Below are 17,078 nucleotides of genomic sequence, written 5' to 3' on the forward strand. Positions count from 1 at the left end.
GCCCTCGGGGCCGCGCGTCGCGCGTGGGCGGTGTGATTAATCTTGACCCGGCCCGCCAACCCGACCCGAAAGTTGCGAGCAGTGAACCGAGAGCTCCGATCGGCCGCTGGGGGCGGCAGCGACCGGCCGCGCCTCGGCCCCTTCGCTCGCGGCCGCAGCATCGCCGCCTCGGCGCTGGGCCTGTCGGTACTGGCCCGGCTGCTGTGGATGTTCCTGGCGCCCAATGGTTTGAACCTGGTCGATCTGCACGTCTACGTCTACGGCGCGGCCTCGCTGGGTACCGGCCATCTCTACGACTTCACCTACGCGGACAAGACGCCCGACTTTCCGCTGCCGTTCACCTATCCGACCTTCGCGGCGGTGGTGTTCTGGCCGTTGCACTTCCTGCCGTTCGGGCTCATCGCGGTGCTGTGGTTGCTGCTGATCGCGGCCGCGCTGTACGCGGTCGTGCGGATCAGCCTCGAGCTCCTGCTCGGCGACGCCGCGCGCGAGAGCCGCTGGCGCACCGCGGCCCTGGGCTGGACGGCTCTGGGCATGTGGCTCGAGCCGGTGCGTACCACCATCGACTACGGCCAGGTCAACGTGTTCCTGGTGCTGCTGGTGATGGTGGCGGTGCGCTCGTCGCGCTGGTGGTGGTCCGGCCTGCTCGTCGGGATCGCCGCGGGCATCAAGCTGACCCCGGCGGTCACCGGGCTGTACTTCCTGGCGCAGCGACGGTGGGCCGCCGCCGTCGCGACCGCGCTGGGTTTCGCCGCGACGATCGGCCTGAGCTTCGCACTCTCACCGGGCGAGACCCGCACCTATTTCGGCCCGCTCATCGGCGACGCCAATCGCATCGGCCCGGTCGGCTCGGTGTGGAATCAGTCGCTGCGCGGAGCGCTGAGCCGCATTCTGGGTCACGACGCGGGCGCGCCGTGGCAGCTGGCCGGGCATCGAATCCCGTTCGGGCCCTGGTGGATGCTGTGGGTGGCGGTCGTCGCGGTGCTGGCGCTGCTGGCCTGGCGGTCGCTGCGGTCCGACGACCGGCTGGGGGCGCTGCTGGTGGTGCAGCTGTTCGGGCTGATGGCCTCGCCGATCTCCTGGTCGCACCACTGGGTGTGGCTGCTGCCGCTGCTGCTCTGGCTGACCTACGGGCCGCTGCGCGAGGTCGCCGGCGCCCGGGTGATCGCCGCGTACTGGCTGGTGAACGCGCTGATCGGGGTGCCCTGGGTGCTCTCGTTCGCGCAGCCGACGATCTGGACGATCCCGCGACCGTGGTACCTGGCCTGGCTCGGCGCGGTGGACGCGATCGGGGTGCTGGGGTTCTTCGGCTGGCTGGTCTGGGCGCGGCGGCGCGCGGCCGACCCGGGGGACCGGTCCAGCTCTACTGCGCCAGCTGATCGATCCGGCCTGCCAGCTCCACATCCAGCCGGGTGAGCCCGCCCGCGGAGTGCGTGGACAGCGTGAAGGTGACCCGGCGCCATCGAATGTCGATATCGGGATGGTGGTCGGCCTCCTCGGCCGCGTCGGCCACGCGGCGCACCAGCTCGATCCCGGCCGGGAAGGTCGCGGCCTGGACGGTGCGGGTGATGGAGTCGCCGGCGCGCGTCCAGTCCGGCAGGCCCGTTAGGGCCGAGGTGATTTCGTCGTCGGTGAGCAGGGGTGTACTCATGTCCTCGTTCTACTCTCGTTGCCGCCGTTCCGGCAGGTTCCGATCGTTCCAACCCGGCTGAATCGGGAACCTCGTACCCATTTCGGTACGCTGTAGCTGGCCGCATGCCCGGTGAGTCGTCGATGGTTCCTTTTTCGGACCGCACCTGTCCTGCTAGCAACCTTCACAGACGAGGGTCGGCCACCCCATTACTTCAGCCAGGAGGATTCAACGTGTCGTCGGTCGAGTTTCGGAACGTGGCAATCGTTGCGCACGTTGACCACGGCAAGACGACGCTGGTCGACGCCATGCTCAAGCAGTCCGGGGCCCTGGCCCAGCGCGGCGAGGACGTCGACCGCGTCATGGACTCCAACGATCTCGAGCGCGAGAAGGGCATCACCATTCTCGCCAAGAACACCGCCGTGCACCGGCATCACGCCGACGGCAGCGTGACCGTGATCAACGTGATCGACACCCCCGGCCACGCCGACTTCGGCGGTGAGGTCGAGCGCGGCCTGTCCATGGTCGACGGTGTCGTGCTGCTGGTCGACGCGTCCGAGGGCCCGCTGCCCCAGACCCGGTTCGTGCTGCGCAAGGCCCTGGCCGCGTCGCTGCCGGTGATCCTGGTGGTCAACAAGACCGACCGCCCCGACGCCCGCATCGAGGAGGTTGTCGAGGAGAGCCATGACCTGCTGCTCGACCTGGCCTCCGACCTGGACGACGAGGCCTCCGAGGCCGCCGAGCTCGCCCTGGACCTGCCGGTGCTCTATGCGTCGGGCCGCGCCGGTGTGGCATCCACCACTCGCCCGGAGAACGGCAACGTGCCGGATGCGGAGAACCTCGACGAGCTCTTCGACGTCCTGCTGAAGTACGTGCCCGCGCCCAAGGGCGATGCCAGCGCCCCGCTGCAGGCCCACGTCACGAACCTCGACGCCTCCCCGTTCCTCGGCCGTATCGGCCTGGTCCGCATCCACAACGGCACCCTGCGCAAGGGCCAGAACGTGGCCTGGATGCACGGCGAGGGCGTCAAGTCCGTCAAGATCACCGAGCTGCTGCAGACCGTCGGTGTCGAGCGCACTCCCGCCGAGGAGGCCGTCGCGGGCGACATCGTCGCTATCGCGGGCATCGCGGACATCATGATCGGCGACACGTTGGCCGACGTCGAGAACCCGGTGGCGCTGCCGCGCATCACCGTCGACGAGCCCGCCATCTCGGTGACCATCGGCACCAACACCTCGCCGCTGGTCGGCCGGGTGCAGGGCCACAAGCTCACCGCCCGCATGGTCAAGGCGCGCCTGGACACCGAGCTGGTCGGCAACGTCTCGCTGCGCGTGCTGGACATCGGGCGCCCCGACGCCTGGGAGGTGCAGGGCCGCGGCGAGCTGGCGCTGGCCATCCTGGTCGAGCAGATGCGCCGCGAGGGCTTCGAGCTGACCGTCGGCAAGCCGCAGGTGGTCACCAAGCAGGTCGACGGCAAGGTGCACGAGCCCTTCGAGGAGCTGACCATCGACTGCCCGCAGGAGTACCTGGGTGCGGTCACCCAGCTGCTGGCCGCCCGCAAGGGCAAGATGGTGCAGATGAACAACCACTCCGCGGAGTGGGTGCGCATGGAGTTCATCGTCCCCTCGCGCGGCCTCATCGGCTTCCGCACCGACTTCCTCACCGAGACCCGCGGCACCGGCATCGCCAACGCCGTCTTCGACGGCTACGCGCCGTGGGCCGGTGAGATCCGCGCCCGCCACACCGGCTCGCTGGTGTCCGACCGCGCCGGTTCGGTGACCCCGTTCGCGATGATCCAGCTCGCCGACCGCGGCCAGTTCTTCGTCGAGCCCGGCGCGGACACCTACGAGGGTCACGTCGTGGGCATCAACCCGCGCGCGGAGGATCTGGACATCAACGTCACCCGCGAGAAGAAGCTGACCAATATGCGCTCGGCCACCGCCGATGTGTTCGAGACCCTGGCCAAGCCGCTGCAGCTGGATCTCGAAGGGGCGATGGAGTTCTGCGCCGCCGACGAGTGCGTGGAGGTCACTCCCCAGATCGTCCGGGTGCGCAAGGTGATCCTCGGCGCCACCGAGCGCGGGCGCGAGGCTTCGCGGCGCAAGGCCCGCGACCGGGCCGCGCAGAACGCGTAGCTCCGACCTGTAGAGTGCCCGTCGTGATGTCGGGGGCTAGAACGCGCGCGACGCGGCGCACCACGGTGCTGCTGCGTGCGCTGGTGTTGATGCTGGCGACGTCGGTGTCTCTGCTGTCCGGTTGCACGGCGAATCCGCCGCCGCCGATCGAGAGCACCGACAGTCCCAAGACTCTGCCCGCCACGCCGACCAAGAGCACGGTGGTGGTGGCGGTGGACGACATCGGCATCGGCTTCAATCCGCACCTGCGGTCGAACCAGTCGCCGGCCACGAATGCCGTTGCCTCGATGGTGTTTCCGAGCCCCTTCCGGCCGGTGCCCTCGACGGCGGTGCCCGGGGCCACCGACTGGGTGCCGGACAAGGCGCTGATGGTGTCGGCCGATGTCACCGCGCAGGAGCCGTTCACGATCACCTACAAGATCCAGGATCAGGCCTCGTGGTCGGACGGTGCGCCGATCGCCGCGGAGGACTTCCGCTACCTGTGGCAGCAGATGACGATCGATCCCGGGGTGGTGGACCCGGCAGGCTATCGGATGATCACCGATGTCGGCTCCTCGCAGGGCGGCAAGACGGTGACGGTCACGATGAACGGCCCGTACCCGGCGTGGCGGTCGCTGTTCACCGATCTGCTGCCCTCGCATCTGCTCAAGGATGCGCCCGGTGGATTCGAGCGGGCACTGACCTTGGACCGCGGCCTGATCGACCAGAATCCGATCTCCGGGGGGCAGTTCCGGGTCAAGCAGGCCGACGCCGGACGCCAGGAGATCCTGCTCGAGCGCAACGACCGCTATTGGGGCACACCGGCGGTGCCGGATCAGATCCTGTTGCGGCGCGGCGGTACCACCGCCGAGGCCGCCGAGTCGCTTCGGGCCGGCGACGCGCAGATGGCGCTGGTGCACGGCAGCGCGGCGACGCAGGCCCAGCTCGCCGCGGTGCCGTCGGTGCGCACGGGGATCGCGCCGCAGGCGCGGGTGATGCAGCTGGCGCTCAACGGCCGCTCCGGGGATCTGAGCGATGTGCGGGTCCGCCGCGCGGTGCTGGCGCTGCTGGATCCGAACCTGCTGGCCTCGGTCGGCGCGCAGACCGGCGGCTGGGTGGATCCCGCTCGCGCACAGGTGCTTTCGCCGTCCGATCCCGGATACGTACCGACCGAGCCGGCGCGGATGACGCCCGACCAGGCGTTCGGGTTGCTGGCCGAGGCGGGTTTTGCGCGGGCACCGGAGACCCCGCCGAGCAATTCCACGACCTCCCCGGCGCCGCAGCCGCGCCAGCTCGCGAAGAACGGCAAGACACTGACCATCCACATCGGCGCGGTCGACAAGGACACCACGACCCTCGCCGTCGCCAATACCGCGGCCGACCAATTGCGCAGCGCCGGAATCGATGCCACCGTCACCAACCTGCCCGCCGAGGAGCTCTACGGCAAGGATCTGCTGGACGGCACGGTCGACGCGATCGTCGGCTGGGAGCAGTCGGGCGGGGATCCGGCCACCGTGCTGGCCTCGCGCTACGGCTGCCCGCCGGTGACGCCGCCCGGGCAGATCGACACCACCCAGAGCGAGGCGATCCGCAAGGCGCCCAGCAACGTTGCCGGGGTCTGTGATCCGGCACTGCAGGCCCAGATCGATGCGGCGCTGCGCGGCGCGGACGTGCCCAAGGCGATCGGCGATGCCGAACCGAGGCTGTGGGACCTGGCCACCGTGCTGCCGATCGTGCAGGACAACGGGGTCGCCGCGGCCGGACCGCACATGGACGGCGTCTCGTTGACCGGCGCGATTCAGGTGGGGATCTTCGGCGGCGCGGCGAACTGGCGGCGGTTGTCGTAGTGAGCGAGCGACGCGGAGGACACAGCGGTGGGCTGCTGCTGGTTCATGCCCATCCGGACGACGAGAGCATCACGACCGGCGGCACCATCGCGCACTACCGCCGCCGCGGCATTCCGGTGACTGTGGTGACCTGCACCCTCGGCGAGGAGGGGGAGGTCATCGGCGATGAATGGGCCGCGCTGGTCAGCTCCGCGGCCGATCAGCTCGGCGGCTACCGGATCGGCGAATTGTCCAGGGCGCTGGCCGAATTGGGCGCGGGTCCGCCGCGATTCCTGGGCGGTGCGGGACGCTGGCGCGACTCCGGGATGGCGGGCACCACCGCCGCGCCGCAGGAGGTCGACGCGCTGCATCCGCGCGCCTTCGTGAAATCCGGCGACGCCGCGGTCGACGCGCTGGTGGAGATCCTGCTCGAGGTTCGACCCGCCGTGGTGATCTGCTACGACCCGCACGGCGGTTACGGACATCCGGATCACCTTCGGGCACACCGGATCACGATGGATGCGGTGGATCGCGCGGCCGAGATCGGCTGGGACGTACCGAAACTGTACTGGACCGTCACCGACGCCACCGTGCTTCGCCTGCACACCGAGGCCCTGGCCCGGCGCACCGTCGACCGGTTGCCCGGCGCGCTGCCCGCGGGCTGGCAACTGCCCGCCGAGGGCGAATTGGCCTGCGTGCCCAGCGAATCGGTCACCGCCACGGTGGATGTCTCCGATGTGCTCGCCGCCAAGCGGGCCGCGCTGCGCGCCCACGCGACCCAGGTGAGCGTGGCGCCCTCGGGCCGGGAATTCGCCCTGTCGAACGATATCGCCCAGCCGATCCTGCCCGAGGAGCACTACATCCTGGTGCGCGGCGTGCCGGGGGTGCGGGGGCCGGACGGGCGCGAGCACGACCTGTTCTCGGGACTGGTGGTTCCCGGCGACCTCGTAACCCGCTGAGCGCCGCGAGCTTTCGGCAGGCTACGGCGGCGGGCATCGTCGTCGCCGGGGCTCCAGCACGGCGGCGGACCTGATGCGATCTTGATCTCGTCGTGAGCCGGGGAATCTAACGTGGCGAGGTATGTACTCGGCGAGAAAGATTAGATTGCGCCGATCTCACCGTGCCGCCGCATTCGCCGCGGCGATGGTCGTGATCGGTGTCGGCGCCTGGGGCCCTTCCCATTCCGGCGCCACACCGGCTGCGGCGGTGTCGTGTGCCAGGCCGGGGCATTCCGTCGGCGGGGTCCGCTCGCTTCTCGAAAGTGCGCTGCGTCACGGGCGAATTGCGCCGGTTACGCTGCGCGGATGCTGAGATTCACGGTGCTGGGTGAGTTGCGCGCGCGGTCCGCGGACGCCGAGCTGGAGCTCGGCCCGCCGCAACGGCGGGCGGTGCTGGCCGCGCTGCTGCTGCATGCCGGACGAACCGCGACGGTGGAGCAGCTGGTGGATGCGGTGTGGGGTGACGAGCCGACCGCTTCGGCCGTGGGTGCGCTGCGCAACCACGTCGCGCTGCTGCGCCGCGTGGGTCCGGCCGAACTGCTGACCAGCACCGCAGGCGGCTACCGGCTGCGTGCGCCGCTCGGCGCGGTGGATGTGGAGCTCGCCTACGAGCACCTCGCCGCCGCGGAGGCACACGCCCGCGATCCGGAGGCGGCTCGGCGCGAATTGTCTGCGGCGCTGCGGTTGTGGACCGGTACGCCGCTGTCCGGGGTGCCCGGTCCGTTCGCGGCCGGCCAGCGCGGGCGGTTCATCGAGCTGCGGCTGGCGGTCCTGGAGAAACGGCTGGCGGCGGACATGGCGCTGGGCCGGCACCTGGAGATCCTGCCCGAGCTGTCCGAGTTGGTCGCGGAGTATCCGCACCGGGAGCGGTTCCGGGTGCTGCATATCGAGGCGCTGCATCGGGCCGGGCGCCGCGCCGAGGGGTTGGAGGCATACGCCGCGACCAGGCGGCTGCTGGTCGACGAACTGGGGCTCGAGCCCGGCGAACGACTCCGCGCGTTACACGCCGGCATCCTGCGCGGCCAGGGGCCCGCCTCGGCGTCCGGGGAGGCCGTCGTTCCGGCGCAGCTGCCCGCCGACATCGGCCGCTTCGTGGGACGGGCCGGCCCGGTGGCGGAGATTACCGGCCATCTGATCGGGGACCCCGGTGCCGGTGCACCCGTCGCGGTGGTCAGCGGCATGGGCGGCATCGGCAAGAGTGCCGTGGCGGTGCGGGTCGCCCACGCGGTCCGCGAGCACTTCACCGACGGGCAGCTCTATGTCGACCTGCGGGGCGATTCGTCACTACCGGCCGACCCGGCCGAGGTGCTGGGCGATCTGCTGCGGGCGCTGGGCGAGGTCGAGGGACAGATTCCCGCCGCCTCGGTGCAGCGCGCGGCGCGATTGCGCGGGCGGCTGGCGGGCCGGCGGGTACTGCTGGTTCTGGACAACGCCCGCGACGCCGCACAGGTGGCGCCGCTCGTGCCGGACACCCCCGGCAGCGCCGTACTGATCACCAGCCGGTCGGCGATGGTCGATGTGCCCGGCGCGCGGCTGACCAGGCTGGCGATGATGACGGTCGCGGAGGCACATGAGCTGTTCACCGTGCTGGTCGGCGAGCGGCGCGTCGCCGCCGAGCCGGCCGCGGCCGACCGGCTGGTGGAGGCGAGCGGGCAGCATCCGCTCGCGCTGCGCATCCTCGGCGCTCGGCTCGCCGCGCGGCCGGCCTGGCTGCTGGCCGACATCGTCGATCGGCTCGCGGACGAGCGGCGCGTCCTGTCCGAGCTGCGCACCGGTGAGATGGCGATCGATACCTGCTTCCGGATGAGCTACGACCAATTGGATCCCGCTCAGGCCACCGCGCTCGGCCTGCTGGCGGTGCCCGACGTCGGCGAGGTGTCGATTCCGGCGGCCGCGGCGATCCTGGGATGCGGTCCGGTCGAGGCGGAACGGCTGTGCCGGTCGCTGGTCGATTTGAGTCTGCTGGAGAGCTGGCACCCCGGCCGATACCGGCTGCACGATCTCACCCGTCTGTTCGGCCGCCGGCGTGCGGACGCCGGCGACGTCGAACCCATCCGGCGGGTGCTCGACTTCTATCTCGCCGCGGTGCTCGAGCTGATCCGGGCCGCACAGCCGACATCGCGGCTGCGCGAGTATGTGGCCCGGCCGCATGCCGCCGACCGGGCACTGCCGGACGTCACGGCCGCCCACCGGTGGCTCAATGCCGAGCATCCGAACATCATCCGCATCTATCGGCAGATCGCCGCCGCGCCGACGCGCGAAACGATCGAGCTGGCAGCGGATTTGGCGTGGGCCATGGCCGAGTTGATCGACAACGGGCCGTATTCGCAGGAATTGGCCGCGGCGTTGCGTGCACTTCTCGATGGCGCCGTTGCCGTGGGACATCGGCGCGGGGAAATGCGGATCCGTGCCGCCCTGGGTGCGGTGCTGGTCTTCGGGATCGGGCACGTGTCCGAGGCGCTCGGGCAGTTGCGGCAGGTGCTGGACGGCGGGGGAGACGATGCCCGGCTCGCGGGCTTCGCCGCATCGGTGGCCACGTTCTGCAGCACCGGCGAGCCCCAGGCCACGATCGAGTACTTCGAGCTGGCCCGCAGGCTGGCCGAGCAGGTCGGCGACCAGGGCCTATCCGCATATGTGCACTGCAGTGCGGCCAAGGTGCTGGGCGACGCCGGCCGCTACGACGACGCCGCGGCCAGCGCCGAGGAGGGCACCCGGCTCGCCCACGCCATCGGGCACCGGGCCACGGAGGCGACCGGGTACCACGAGCGGGCCGCCATCGCCTCGTTCCAGGGCGAGCATGAGCGCGCGCTGGAACTGTGCGAGCACGCGGTGTCGCTGGCACGCGAATGCGGCACCCGGGCCAACGAGGCCTGGGCGCTGGGCAGGCTCGCGCAGGTGCATCTGCTTGCGGGCCGGTTGGCGGCTGCGGAGGAGGCGGCCGTCGTGGCCGCGCGGCTGCAGGCGGAGACCGCCGGTCCGATGCCCTATGGAAAGTTGTTGGTGCTCTTGGGCATTATTCGAAACGCCGCCGGCAAGGCGGATGCCGCGCAGCAGGTGTTCCGGGAGGCCGCGCGGATCTACACGCTGCTGCCTGGCGTGGACGGCAACCGGCAGCGTGTCGATGAGAATCTCGAGGCGCCGATCGCGATGATCCTGAGCGGTTATATCGACGAGGTGCTGGCCGAGCAGGCCTGAGCGAGGGTGGCGGGGTCCAGGTCGTCCCGTTCGTCCGGGGCGAGCGTCAGGGCGAAGGCGCGCATCAGGTCGTGGTAGCGAAACCGGCCGCGCTGCCAGGACTGCAACATGCCGGAATCGACCAGTGATTCACACAGGTCCTCCGCCGCGGCGGGGCTCACCCGCAGCACCGCGGCGGCGACCTCCGAGGTGATGTCCGGAATCTCCAGGTGTGCGCACAGCCGGAACAGTCGCCGTTCCCGTTCGGGCAGTTCGTCGTAGCCCGCCCGGAACAGCGTGTCGACCGCTCGCCCGCCGGCGCGGAGCCGGGCCAGGCCGTCGCGTCCGGTCAGCTCGGCGACCTGCGCGGAGAGGGTCCGGGTGGGCCGGGCGGCGATGCGGGTGGCGGCGATATGAATTGCCAGGGGCAGATGTCCGCAGCGCGCAACGAGATTCGCGCACGCCCCCGGCTCCGCCTGGACCCTGGCCGGGCCGACGACGCGCCGAACCAGCTCGGTGGCCTCCGCGTCGTCGAACATCGGCAGGTGGTGCACGCGACCACCCGCGCACGTGTCGATCGGCCGCCGGGCGGTGAGGATCGTCGCGCATCCGGCGGCGCCGGGCAACAGCGGCGACACCTGGCCGGCGTCCAGGGCATTGTCGAGGATGATCAGCACGCGGCGTCCACTGAGCACCGATCGGTACAGCGCGGTCCGTTCTTCCTGACCGTCCGGGATCTGCGCGTCCGGAACGCCCAGTGCCCGAAGGAATTCGCCGAGCACCGCCGCGGCGGCCCGCGGCCGCATGCCGCCGGAACCGTGCAGATCCGCGAAGAGCCGGCCGTCCGGGAATCGGTCCGCCAGCAGGTGCCCGATCCGGATCGCGACCATGGTCTTGCCCACGCCGCCCATGCCGGTGATGGTCTCGACCACCGTGCCGGTCGCGCGGTCGATGTTGTCGATGATCGCGGTCAGAACCGCTGTGCGGCCCGTGAAATCGCCGTCGTCGGCGGGGAGTTGCGCCGCGGCCGGGAGCTCGGGCGCCGGATCGTCGGCCAGGATGCTTCGATGCACCGCGGTCAGGCCGGGGCCCGGCTCCACCCCGAACTCGTCGGTCAGCCCGCGGTGGACCTCCCGGTACAACTCGAGCGCCTCGGCGCGGCGACCCGCGCGATGCAGGGCCGTCATCAGCAGCGCGGGTAACCGCTCGTCGTGCGGATTGTCCTGGACCAGGGGGCCCAGTTCGACTATCGCGCGCAGCGGATCGCCTCGCTCCAGCTCGACCTCCAGGGCGATCGACTGCAGCGCGAGGTGGATCTCGCGCAACCTGACGCGCTCGGTCGCGGCCCACCCGCCCGGCACGCCCTCGAGCGGGGCGCCGCGCCACAGGTCCAGCGCCGTGCGGGCGACACGGTCGGCGTCCCCCCGGTGCGGGCCCGCGCACAACGCCGCGGCCTCGGCGTGCGCCTCGGTGAATCGGTCGATATCGAGATCGATGCCGCCGGACAACCGATAGCCCTCGGCCACCGACTCGATCGTCACCTCGCCCGCCGCCAGCCGGCGCAGCGCCGAGACGTAGTTGCGCAGCGCCGACACGGCGGATGCGGGCCGATCCTCGCCCCAGACGGCGGCCAGCAGGTCCACGATCGTCACGATCCGTCCGTGCCGGGCAGCCAGGATCGCCAGCACCGCAGCCGGTTTGGGCGGCAGACCGGAAATCTCCTGTGGCCCCGCCCATATCCGGGTCGGACCCAGCAACGACACGCGCAACATAACCGGTCCACTTTACCGGCGCCGGCGGGGTCAGCAGGTCCGGGCGAATACCCGCACCAGGTCGTGGTAGCCGTAGCGGATGTGGCCGGTGGATTCGAGCAAACCGAAGTCGACCAGTTCCTCACACAGTCGTTCGACATGAAAGCGGGGCCGGTCGAGCACCGCCGCCGCGGCCGTGGGCGAGAGGTAGTTGTCGTCGGTGTCGGCGAGCAGCCGGAACGCGCGGATCTGTTCGAGGCTGAGGCAGTCGAGACTGCGCCGGAAGGTCTGGTCCAGCGCCATCTCCGTGGTGCGGAAGTGGTCGAGGCGGTGGCGTTCGGCCGTCATGCGCTCCGCCTCGGCGCCGAGGGACCACCGCGGCCGGGTGGCAATCCGCCCGGCGACGATTCGAATGGCAAGCGGCAGCAGGCCGCACAGCTCGACGATCCGTTGGACCGCTGTGGTCTCGCGCGCGACGCGCTCGGGACCCACGATCCGGCCGAACAGCGCCACCGCCTCGTCCGGTTCGAACAGGTCCAGCCGAAACGACTGCGCACCAGGCAGTGTGGTCATCGGCCGCCGACCGGTGATGATCACCGCGCAGTCCGCGTTGCCCGGCAGCAGCGGGGCGCACTGATCGGCATCGGCGGCATTGTCGAGCACGACCAGGACCCGCCGACCGGACAGCACCGAGCGGAACAGCGCCGCCCGGGCCGCAGTGTCGGCGGGCACCTCGGGCTCGGGCACGCCCAGTGCGCGCAGGAAGTGAGCCAGCGCCGCCTGCGGGGTGGTGTCGCGCAGATCGGCGAACAGCTGACCGTCGGGAAAGTGTTGTCGCACACGGTGTGCCACGTGCAGGGCCAGTGTGGTCTTGCCGATTCCGCCCATTCCGTAGAGCGCGGCCACCGGGGTCGCGCCCGCGGGCCGGTCGGTCGTCATCGCGCACAGCTGCCCGACGAGCGTCTCGCGGCCGGTGAAATCCGCTGTGTCCGGTGGCAATTGAGCGGGTGGGCGGGCCTGCGCGGCCGCCGCGGGATCGGGCACGGTGTCGGTCAATATGCGCTGGTGCAGGTCGGTCAGCGCCTGGCTCGGCTCGAGGCCCAGTTCGATGAACTGCCGCCGGGTGTCGTGGAACACCCGCAGGGCGTCCACCCGGCGGCCCGCGCGGTGCAGCGCGGTCATCAGCAGGCTGCGCGAGTGCTCGCTGTGCGGATCCAGCGCGACCAGCGTTTCCAGCTCGGCGACGGCGTGATCGATGCGGCCCCGGTCGAGATCGACCGAGATCGCGGTCAGGCGCATGGCCCGCCGGATGGCGCGCAGCCGGGCGCGTTCGGCCTCGGCCCACGGCCCGGGCACGCCGGTGAGCGGATCGCCGCGCCAGCGGTCCCCCGCCTGTCGCAGCGCCGCGTCGGCGGTGTCCAGATCGCCTGCGTGGTAAGCGGTCTCGGACTCCGCGCGCAGTCGTTCCATGACGCGGACGTCGAGGTCGACGGGCAGGGACGGGTCGATGCGATAGCCGCCGCCGCACGACTGCAGCACCGTGCCGCCGAGCAATCGGCGAATGGACCAGACGTAGTTGCGCAATGCGCCCAGGGCCGAGGGCGGTCGCTCCGGACCCCAGATGCCGTCCAGCAGTTCGGTGACCGACACTGTGCGGCCGTGTTCGGCGGCCAGCATCGCGAGCACGGCCTGTTGTTTCGGCGGCAGCGGGTCGATCTCGATCTCCCCGGCCCGGATCTCGACGGTTCCGAGCACGGACACAGACAGCATGGCAAACCTCTTCACAAAAAACTCGCGCCCCATTAGCCGGCGGCGGCCTCCCGATTTCTCCGGCAGCTCATCAGAACGCGATAATTTTCCGATAAGCGTTCGCTAATTCGGCAACCGCTCGGTCGTCGATTCGCGCCCCGGGCATCAATTCCGCATCATGCGCCCATCTGTGGGCGCTCCGACCAGCGGAAATGTCGAGATGTCGACATTGTTTCGAGGAGATCTGCGCCGTAGCTTAGCGGTGGTGCCGATAGTCGGCACTCCCAGAGAAAGCGAGAACATCATGCGCGTACCGCGTGTTGCCGCCGCGTTCGTCCTGACGGCCGGTGCGGTGATCCTCGGAGCCTCCACCGCCGCGGCCGCTCCGGTCTTCAGCGCAGTCGACGAGCAGTACGTCGGGAACTACGGCTCCCAGCAGGGATGCAACGCCGAGGGAGCCAACCTGCCGGCGCACCCGAGCTGGACCCACTACGTGTGCCGTCCGAAGCCCGATGGCACCTACGATCTCTATCTGACCAACGAGGGGTGATCCCGAGATGACTTCTTCCCACCGTGCGGTCGCCTTCGGATTGCTGGTCGCGATCGGGTTGTTCGGTTCGTCGGCGTGCTCGGCGGCCAAACAGGCATGGAACAAGACCTCGGTGTGCTCGGACATCCAGACGGCGGACAAGGCCATGATGGATCAGTTCAACAGGTCCGATCTGGATTTCGATACCGCCAAGACCGCGTTGCAGAATTATCGCGACAAGCTGAAGGCGGCCGGAAACGGCGCCTCGGACCCGGCGTTCGCGTCCGCGGTGAATCAGTTGGCGAGCGATCTGGACAAGCCGGCGAGCGCCGAGAACGCGGCCGATATGTCGGATGCGATGAAGGACCAGACGCTGTCCAACCATGAGGACACCGTCTTCAAGTCCTGTGGTTTCCAGATCCAGTCGTAGCCGGAACCAGGCCGGGGACGAGTGCCTGTGCGCTACGCAGGCACTCGTCGGCCTCGGCGATTCGGCCGAGCCGGATCAGCGCCTCGCGGCGCGCGGCCAGCGCCCGGGCGTGAATGTATCTGGCGCGGCCGTTGCCGCAGGCGGTGATGGCCGCGTCGGCACAGTCGAGCGCGTCGCCCGGGCGGTTCGCGAGCAGGTGTGCCTCGGCCATGCGGCGGTTGGCGACCGCGATGTAGCGCGGCACGCCGCTGGCCTGTGCGATCGACAGCACCGCGGCGAAGTCGGCGAGGCCGCCGACGTCGTCCCCGCCGCGGCACCGGATCCATGCCGCCTCGGACCGGGCCCAGACAACCTGCCGCAGTGCGGAATTCCCGTAGCGCGAATCGGTGGCGGCCGCGGCGGCGGCCAACGCCTCGGTGTCGCGGGCCGATTCGGCGTAAGCGGTGCTCAGCAGCGCGTGAATGATCGTGGTCAGTGAGGCGCTGGAGAATTCGTGACACCAGTCCAGGGCCGTGCGGAATTCGCGGGCCGCGCGGTCGTACTGCTCCTCGTACAGCGAGGCCTGCCCGTAGAGGGTGTACACGGTAGCGGTCAGCCGGACGTTCTCGTGCGGGTCCAGGCCGTCCATCGCCTCGCGCAGCAGAATCCGGCCGCGGTCGGGCTGCCCGAGTTCGGCCACGAGAATCAGCCCGAGCGTGACCTTCGCCCGGCGGCAGGCCGCGGGCGCCGTCCCCTCGGCGGCAGCTATGAATTCCCGCAGTGCCGCCTCGACATCGACGGTGACGTCGGAGGCGGCCAGCGAATGGGCCGCGCCCCAGGCGAGGTCGGCCGCCAGCAACTGGTGTGCCGGCATGCCGCGTGCGGCGAGGCGGTAGAGGGCCACCAGATTCCGGCGCTCGGCGTCGAGGAAGCGTTCGGTCGCGGGAATGTCCGCGAACGCCACGCCGGTCGACCCGGTCGGGTGGGCCGGGACGATGCCACCCGGATTGCGCACGGCCAGCAGGTTTTTCATGCTCGCCAGATAGAAGTCGAGCAGCAATGCGAGCACATCTGTGTCGGCGTCGTCGCCGCGGCGGTCGCGGGCGAAGATCCGCATCAGGTCGTGGTAGTGGTAGCGACCGCGGCCACCGGTCTCCAGCAGGCCGCAATCGACGAGATCCTCGCAGAGCCGTTCGGCCTCGTCCTCGTCCCGGTCCAGGACCGCGGCGATGACCGGCAGCGAAAGCTCCGGGACCTCGGCGTGGGCGAGCATCCGGAAGGCGCGGGCGTGTTCGTCGTCCAGCTGTTCGTACCCGGACCGGAATGCCTGGTCCAGGGAAATATCGGGGGACTGGAAGTTGCTCAGGTCCGCTCGGTCGGACGCCAGTCGGTCGGCCTCGGACGTGAGGTCCCAGTGGGGCCGGGCCGCGATGCGGCCGGCGACGGTGCGGATCGCGAGGGGCAGCCGACCGCACAGTTCGACGATCCGGACGACCGCCTCGGGTGCGGCGGCGGCGCGCTCGGTACCGACGATGCGGGTGAACATGTCCACGGCTTCGTCCGGGGAGAGTAGGCCCAGCGCCGTGGCGGCCTCGCCGGCGGACGTTGTGATCGCGCGGCGCGCGGTGATCACCGTGGCGCAGCCGGCCGTGCCGGGCAGCAGGGGAGCGACCTGCCGGCTGTCGTGAGCGTTGTCGAGCAGCACCAGCACGCGGCGGTCGCTGAGTACCGAACGATACAGCGCCGAACGCGCGGAAAGTCCGCTGGGCACATCGCTTTCGGGAACACCCAGGGCCCGGAGAAACTCGCCGAGGACGACTGTCGGATCACTCGGATCGGGGTCGGCGCCGCGCAGGTCGACGAACAGCTGGCCGTCGGGGAACCGATCCTTGATGTGGTGGGCGACGCGCACGGCGAGGGTGGTCTTGCCGATCCCGCCCATGCCCGCGATGGCGGTGATCGCCGTCGCCGAGGAACCGGCCATCTCGCCGGTCAGCTTGTCCATCAGGGCGGTGCGGCCGGTGAAATCGGCATTGGCCGGCGGCAACTGGGCGGGTAGCGGCACTCGGTCCCGGGCCGTTCGCGCCGGCGCCGGCGTCGGGTCGGCGCGCAGACGCGTATGGGCCGCAACCAATTCCGGTCCCGGATCCAGGCCCAGTTCGTCGGCGAGCAGCGTGCTGATCTGCCGGTACACCTCGAGCGCGGCGGTACGCCGGTCGCTGCGCTCGAGTGCGGTCATCATCAGCGCCCGGAGCGGTTCATCGAGTGGGTGTGCGGCGATCATGGCCTCTAGCTCGGTGATCGCGCCGTCGTAGTCGCCGCAGTCGATCATCAGCGTGACCGCCAACTCCCGCAGGGTCTGCCGCAGCCGCCGTAAACGGCTGCGCTCCGCGGCTGCCCAGGGGCCGGGCAGTCCGGCCAGTGGCTCACCGCGCCAGCGTGCCAGCGCGGAGTGGACCAACCCGGACGCCTTCTCGGGGTCGCCGATTCGCCGGACGTCGTTCGCCTCGGCGAGCAACCGGCCCACCAGGTCGGTATCGATCTCGATCGGGGTATCGGGGCGCAGGCGGTAGTGGCCCGCACTGGATTCGAGCGCCGACGCGGCCGGGCCGAGTGCTTTGCGCAGTGCCGACACATAATTGCGCAGCGCCGCGAGCGCCGACGCGGGCCGCTGCTCGCCCCACACGCCGTCGATCAGGTCGGAGGTGGACAGTGTGTGGCCCGGGGCGAAGGCGAGCATTGCCAGCGTCGCCTGTTCCCGGCCCCGCAACGGCGGCGCCGCCGAGCCGTTCAGTTCGATCTGGAGCGGACCGAGCGCCGACAGCCTGATCCGCACAATCCCTCCCCGCAGGCTCACTGCTCATTCGCGGTGTTGACGCTAACATGCGTAGCGCTGTC

At 70.5% G+C, this 17,078-nt stretch carries 11 protein-coding genes; 7 read left to right on the plus strand and 4 right to left on the minus strand.

The features are described from left to right. The first annotated feature begins 81 nt into the window (after nucleotides 1–81). Nucleotides 82–1,416, plus strand: a complete 1,335-nt coding sequence (locus tag KO481_RS17280) for a mannosyltransferase (protein ID WP_215918181.1) — start codon at nucleotides 82–84, stop codon at nucleotides 1,414–1,416. Here KO481_RS17280 and KO481_RS17285 read toward each other — a convergent pair. Further along, nucleotides 1,364–1,651, minus strand: coding sequence for a 4a-hydroxytetrahydrobiopterin dehydratase (locus KO481_RS17285; protein WP_215918182.1), 288 nt, complete (start codon nucleotides 1,649–1,651; stop codon nucleotides 1,364–1,366). The two genes, KO481_RS17280 and KO481_RS17285, sit on opposite strands and share 53 nt — an antisense overlap. A gap of 212 nt (nucleotides 1,652–1,863) precedes the next feature. On the opposite strand from KO481_RS17285, the gene typA reads away from it, so the two are divergent. The 4 genes from typA (at nucleotide 1,864) to KO481_RS17305 (ending at nucleotide 9,763) form a co-directional block, all read left to right on the plus strand. Further along, nucleotides 1,864–3,765 carry a translational GTPase TypA gene (gene typA, locus KO481_RS17290; RefSeq protein WP_215918183.1) on the plus strand — a complete coding sequence of 634 codons (1,902 nt, stop codon included), beginning with the start codon at nucleotides 1,864–1,866 and terminating at the stop codon, nucleotides 3,763–3,765. A 26-nt stretch (nucleotides 3,766–3,791) separates the two neighbouring features. Further along, nucleotides 3,792–5,591, plus strand: a complete 1,800-nt coding sequence (locus tag KO481_RS17295; protein ID WP_215918430.1) for an ABC transporter family substrate-binding protein — start codon at nucleotides 3,792–3,794, stop codon at nucleotides 5,589–5,591. Then, a complete protein-coding gene (gene mshB / locus KO481_RS17300) occupies nucleotides 5,591–6,529 on the plus strand; it encodes an N-acetyl-1-D-myo-inositol-2-amino-2-deoxy-alpha-D-glucopyranoside deacetylase (protein WP_215918184.1) in 939 nt (312 codons plus the stop codon). Before KO481_RS17295 ends, mshB begins: the two co-directional genes overlap by 1 nt. A 345-nt stretch (nucleotides 6,530–6,874) precedes the next feature. After that, complete coding sequence (locus KO481_RS17305; RefSeq protein ID WP_215918185.1) at nucleotides 6,875–9,763, plus strand: AfsR/SARP family transcriptional regulator; 2,889 nt, start codon at nucleotides 6,875–6,877, stop codon at nucleotides 9,761–9,763. Here the strand turns inward: KO481_RS17305 and KO481_RS17310 are convergent. Together KO481_RS17310 and KO481_RS17315 are read right to left on the minus strand one after the other, a co-directional pair. Next, on the minus strand, nucleotides 9,730–11,514 hold the full coding sequence (locus tag KO481_RS17310; RefSeq protein ID WP_215918186.1) for an AfsR/SARP family transcriptional regulator: 1,785 nt from the start codon (nucleotides 11,512–11,514) through the stop codon (nucleotides 9,730–9,732). The genes KO481_RS17305 and KO481_RS17310 overlap by 34 nt on opposite strands. 30 nt (nucleotides 11,515–11,544) lie before the next feature. Continuing rightward, nucleotides 11,545–13,263, minus strand: a complete 1,719-nt coding sequence (locus KO481_RS17315) for an AfsR/SARP family transcriptional regulator (RefSeq protein WP_215918187.1) — start codon at nucleotides 13,261–13,263, stop codon at nucleotides 11,545–11,547. Between the two features lie 283 nt (nucleotides 13,264–13,546). Between KO481_RS17315 and KO481_RS17320 the strand changes: the two genes are divergently transcribed. Continuing rightward, on the plus strand, nucleotides 13,547–13,792 hold the full coding sequence (locus KO481_RS17320) for a hypothetical protein (RefSeq protein WP_215918188.1): 246 nt from the start codon (nucleotides 13,547–13,549) through the stop codon (nucleotides 13,790–13,792). Between the two features lie 7 nt (nucleotides 13,793–13,799). Then, nucleotides 13,800–14,201 (plus strand): hypothetical protein, encoded by a 402-nt coding sequence (locus tag KO481_RS17325; RefSeq protein ID WP_215918189.1) that lies wholly within the window; start codon nucleotides 13,800–13,802, stop codon nucleotides 14,199–14,201. Here KO481_RS17325 and KO481_RS17330 read toward each other — a convergent pair. After that, nucleotides 14,170–17,016, minus strand: a complete 2,847-nt coding sequence (locus tag KO481_RS17330) for an AfsR/SARP family transcriptional regulator (RefSeq protein ID WP_215918190.1) — start codon at nucleotides 17,014–17,016, stop codon at nucleotides 14,170–14,172. The two genes, KO481_RS17325 and KO481_RS17330, sit on opposite strands and share 32 nt — an antisense overlap. Nucleotides 17,017–17,078 lie beyond the last annotated feature (62 nt).

The sequence above is a fragment of the Nocardia albiluteola genome (assembly GCF_018860155.1).
Lineage (GTDB): Bacteria > Actinomycetota > Actinomycetes > Mycobacteriales > Mycobacteriaceae > Nocardia > Nocardia albiluteola.

What these genes read in the sequence shown, in the direction of transcription:
- KO481_RS17285 (WP_215918182.1), bottom strand. Translation starts at nt 1,651, where the DNA reads ATGAGTACACCCCTGCTCACCGACGACGAAATCACCTCGGCCCTAACG.
- KO481_RS17295 (WP_215918430.1), top strand. Translation starts at nt 3,792, where the DNA reads ATGTCGGGGGCTAGAACGCGCGCGACGCGGCGCACCACGGTGCTGCTG.
- KO481_RS17305 (WP_215918185.1), top strand. Translation starts at nt 6,875, where the DNA reads ATGCTGAGATTCACGGTGCTGGGTGAGTTGCGCGCGCGGTCCGCGGAC.
- KO481_RS17310 (WP_215918186.1), bottom strand. Translation starts at nt 11,514, where the DNA reads ATGTTGCGCGTGTCGTTGCTGGGTCCGACCCGGATATGGGCGGGGCCA.
- KO481_RS17315 (WP_215918187.1), bottom strand. Translation starts at nt 13,263, where the DNA reads ATGCTGTCTGTGTCCGTGCTCGGAACCGTCGAGATCCGGGCCGGGGAG.
- KO481_RS17320 (WP_215918188.1), top strand. Translation starts at nt 13,547, where the DNA reads ATGCGCGTACCGCGTGTTGCCGCCGCGTTCGTCCTGACGGCCGGTGCG.
- KO481_RS17325 (WP_215918189.1), top strand. Translation starts at nt 13,800, where the DNA reads ATGACTTCTTCCCACCGTGCGGTCGCCTTCGGATTGCTGGTCGCGATC.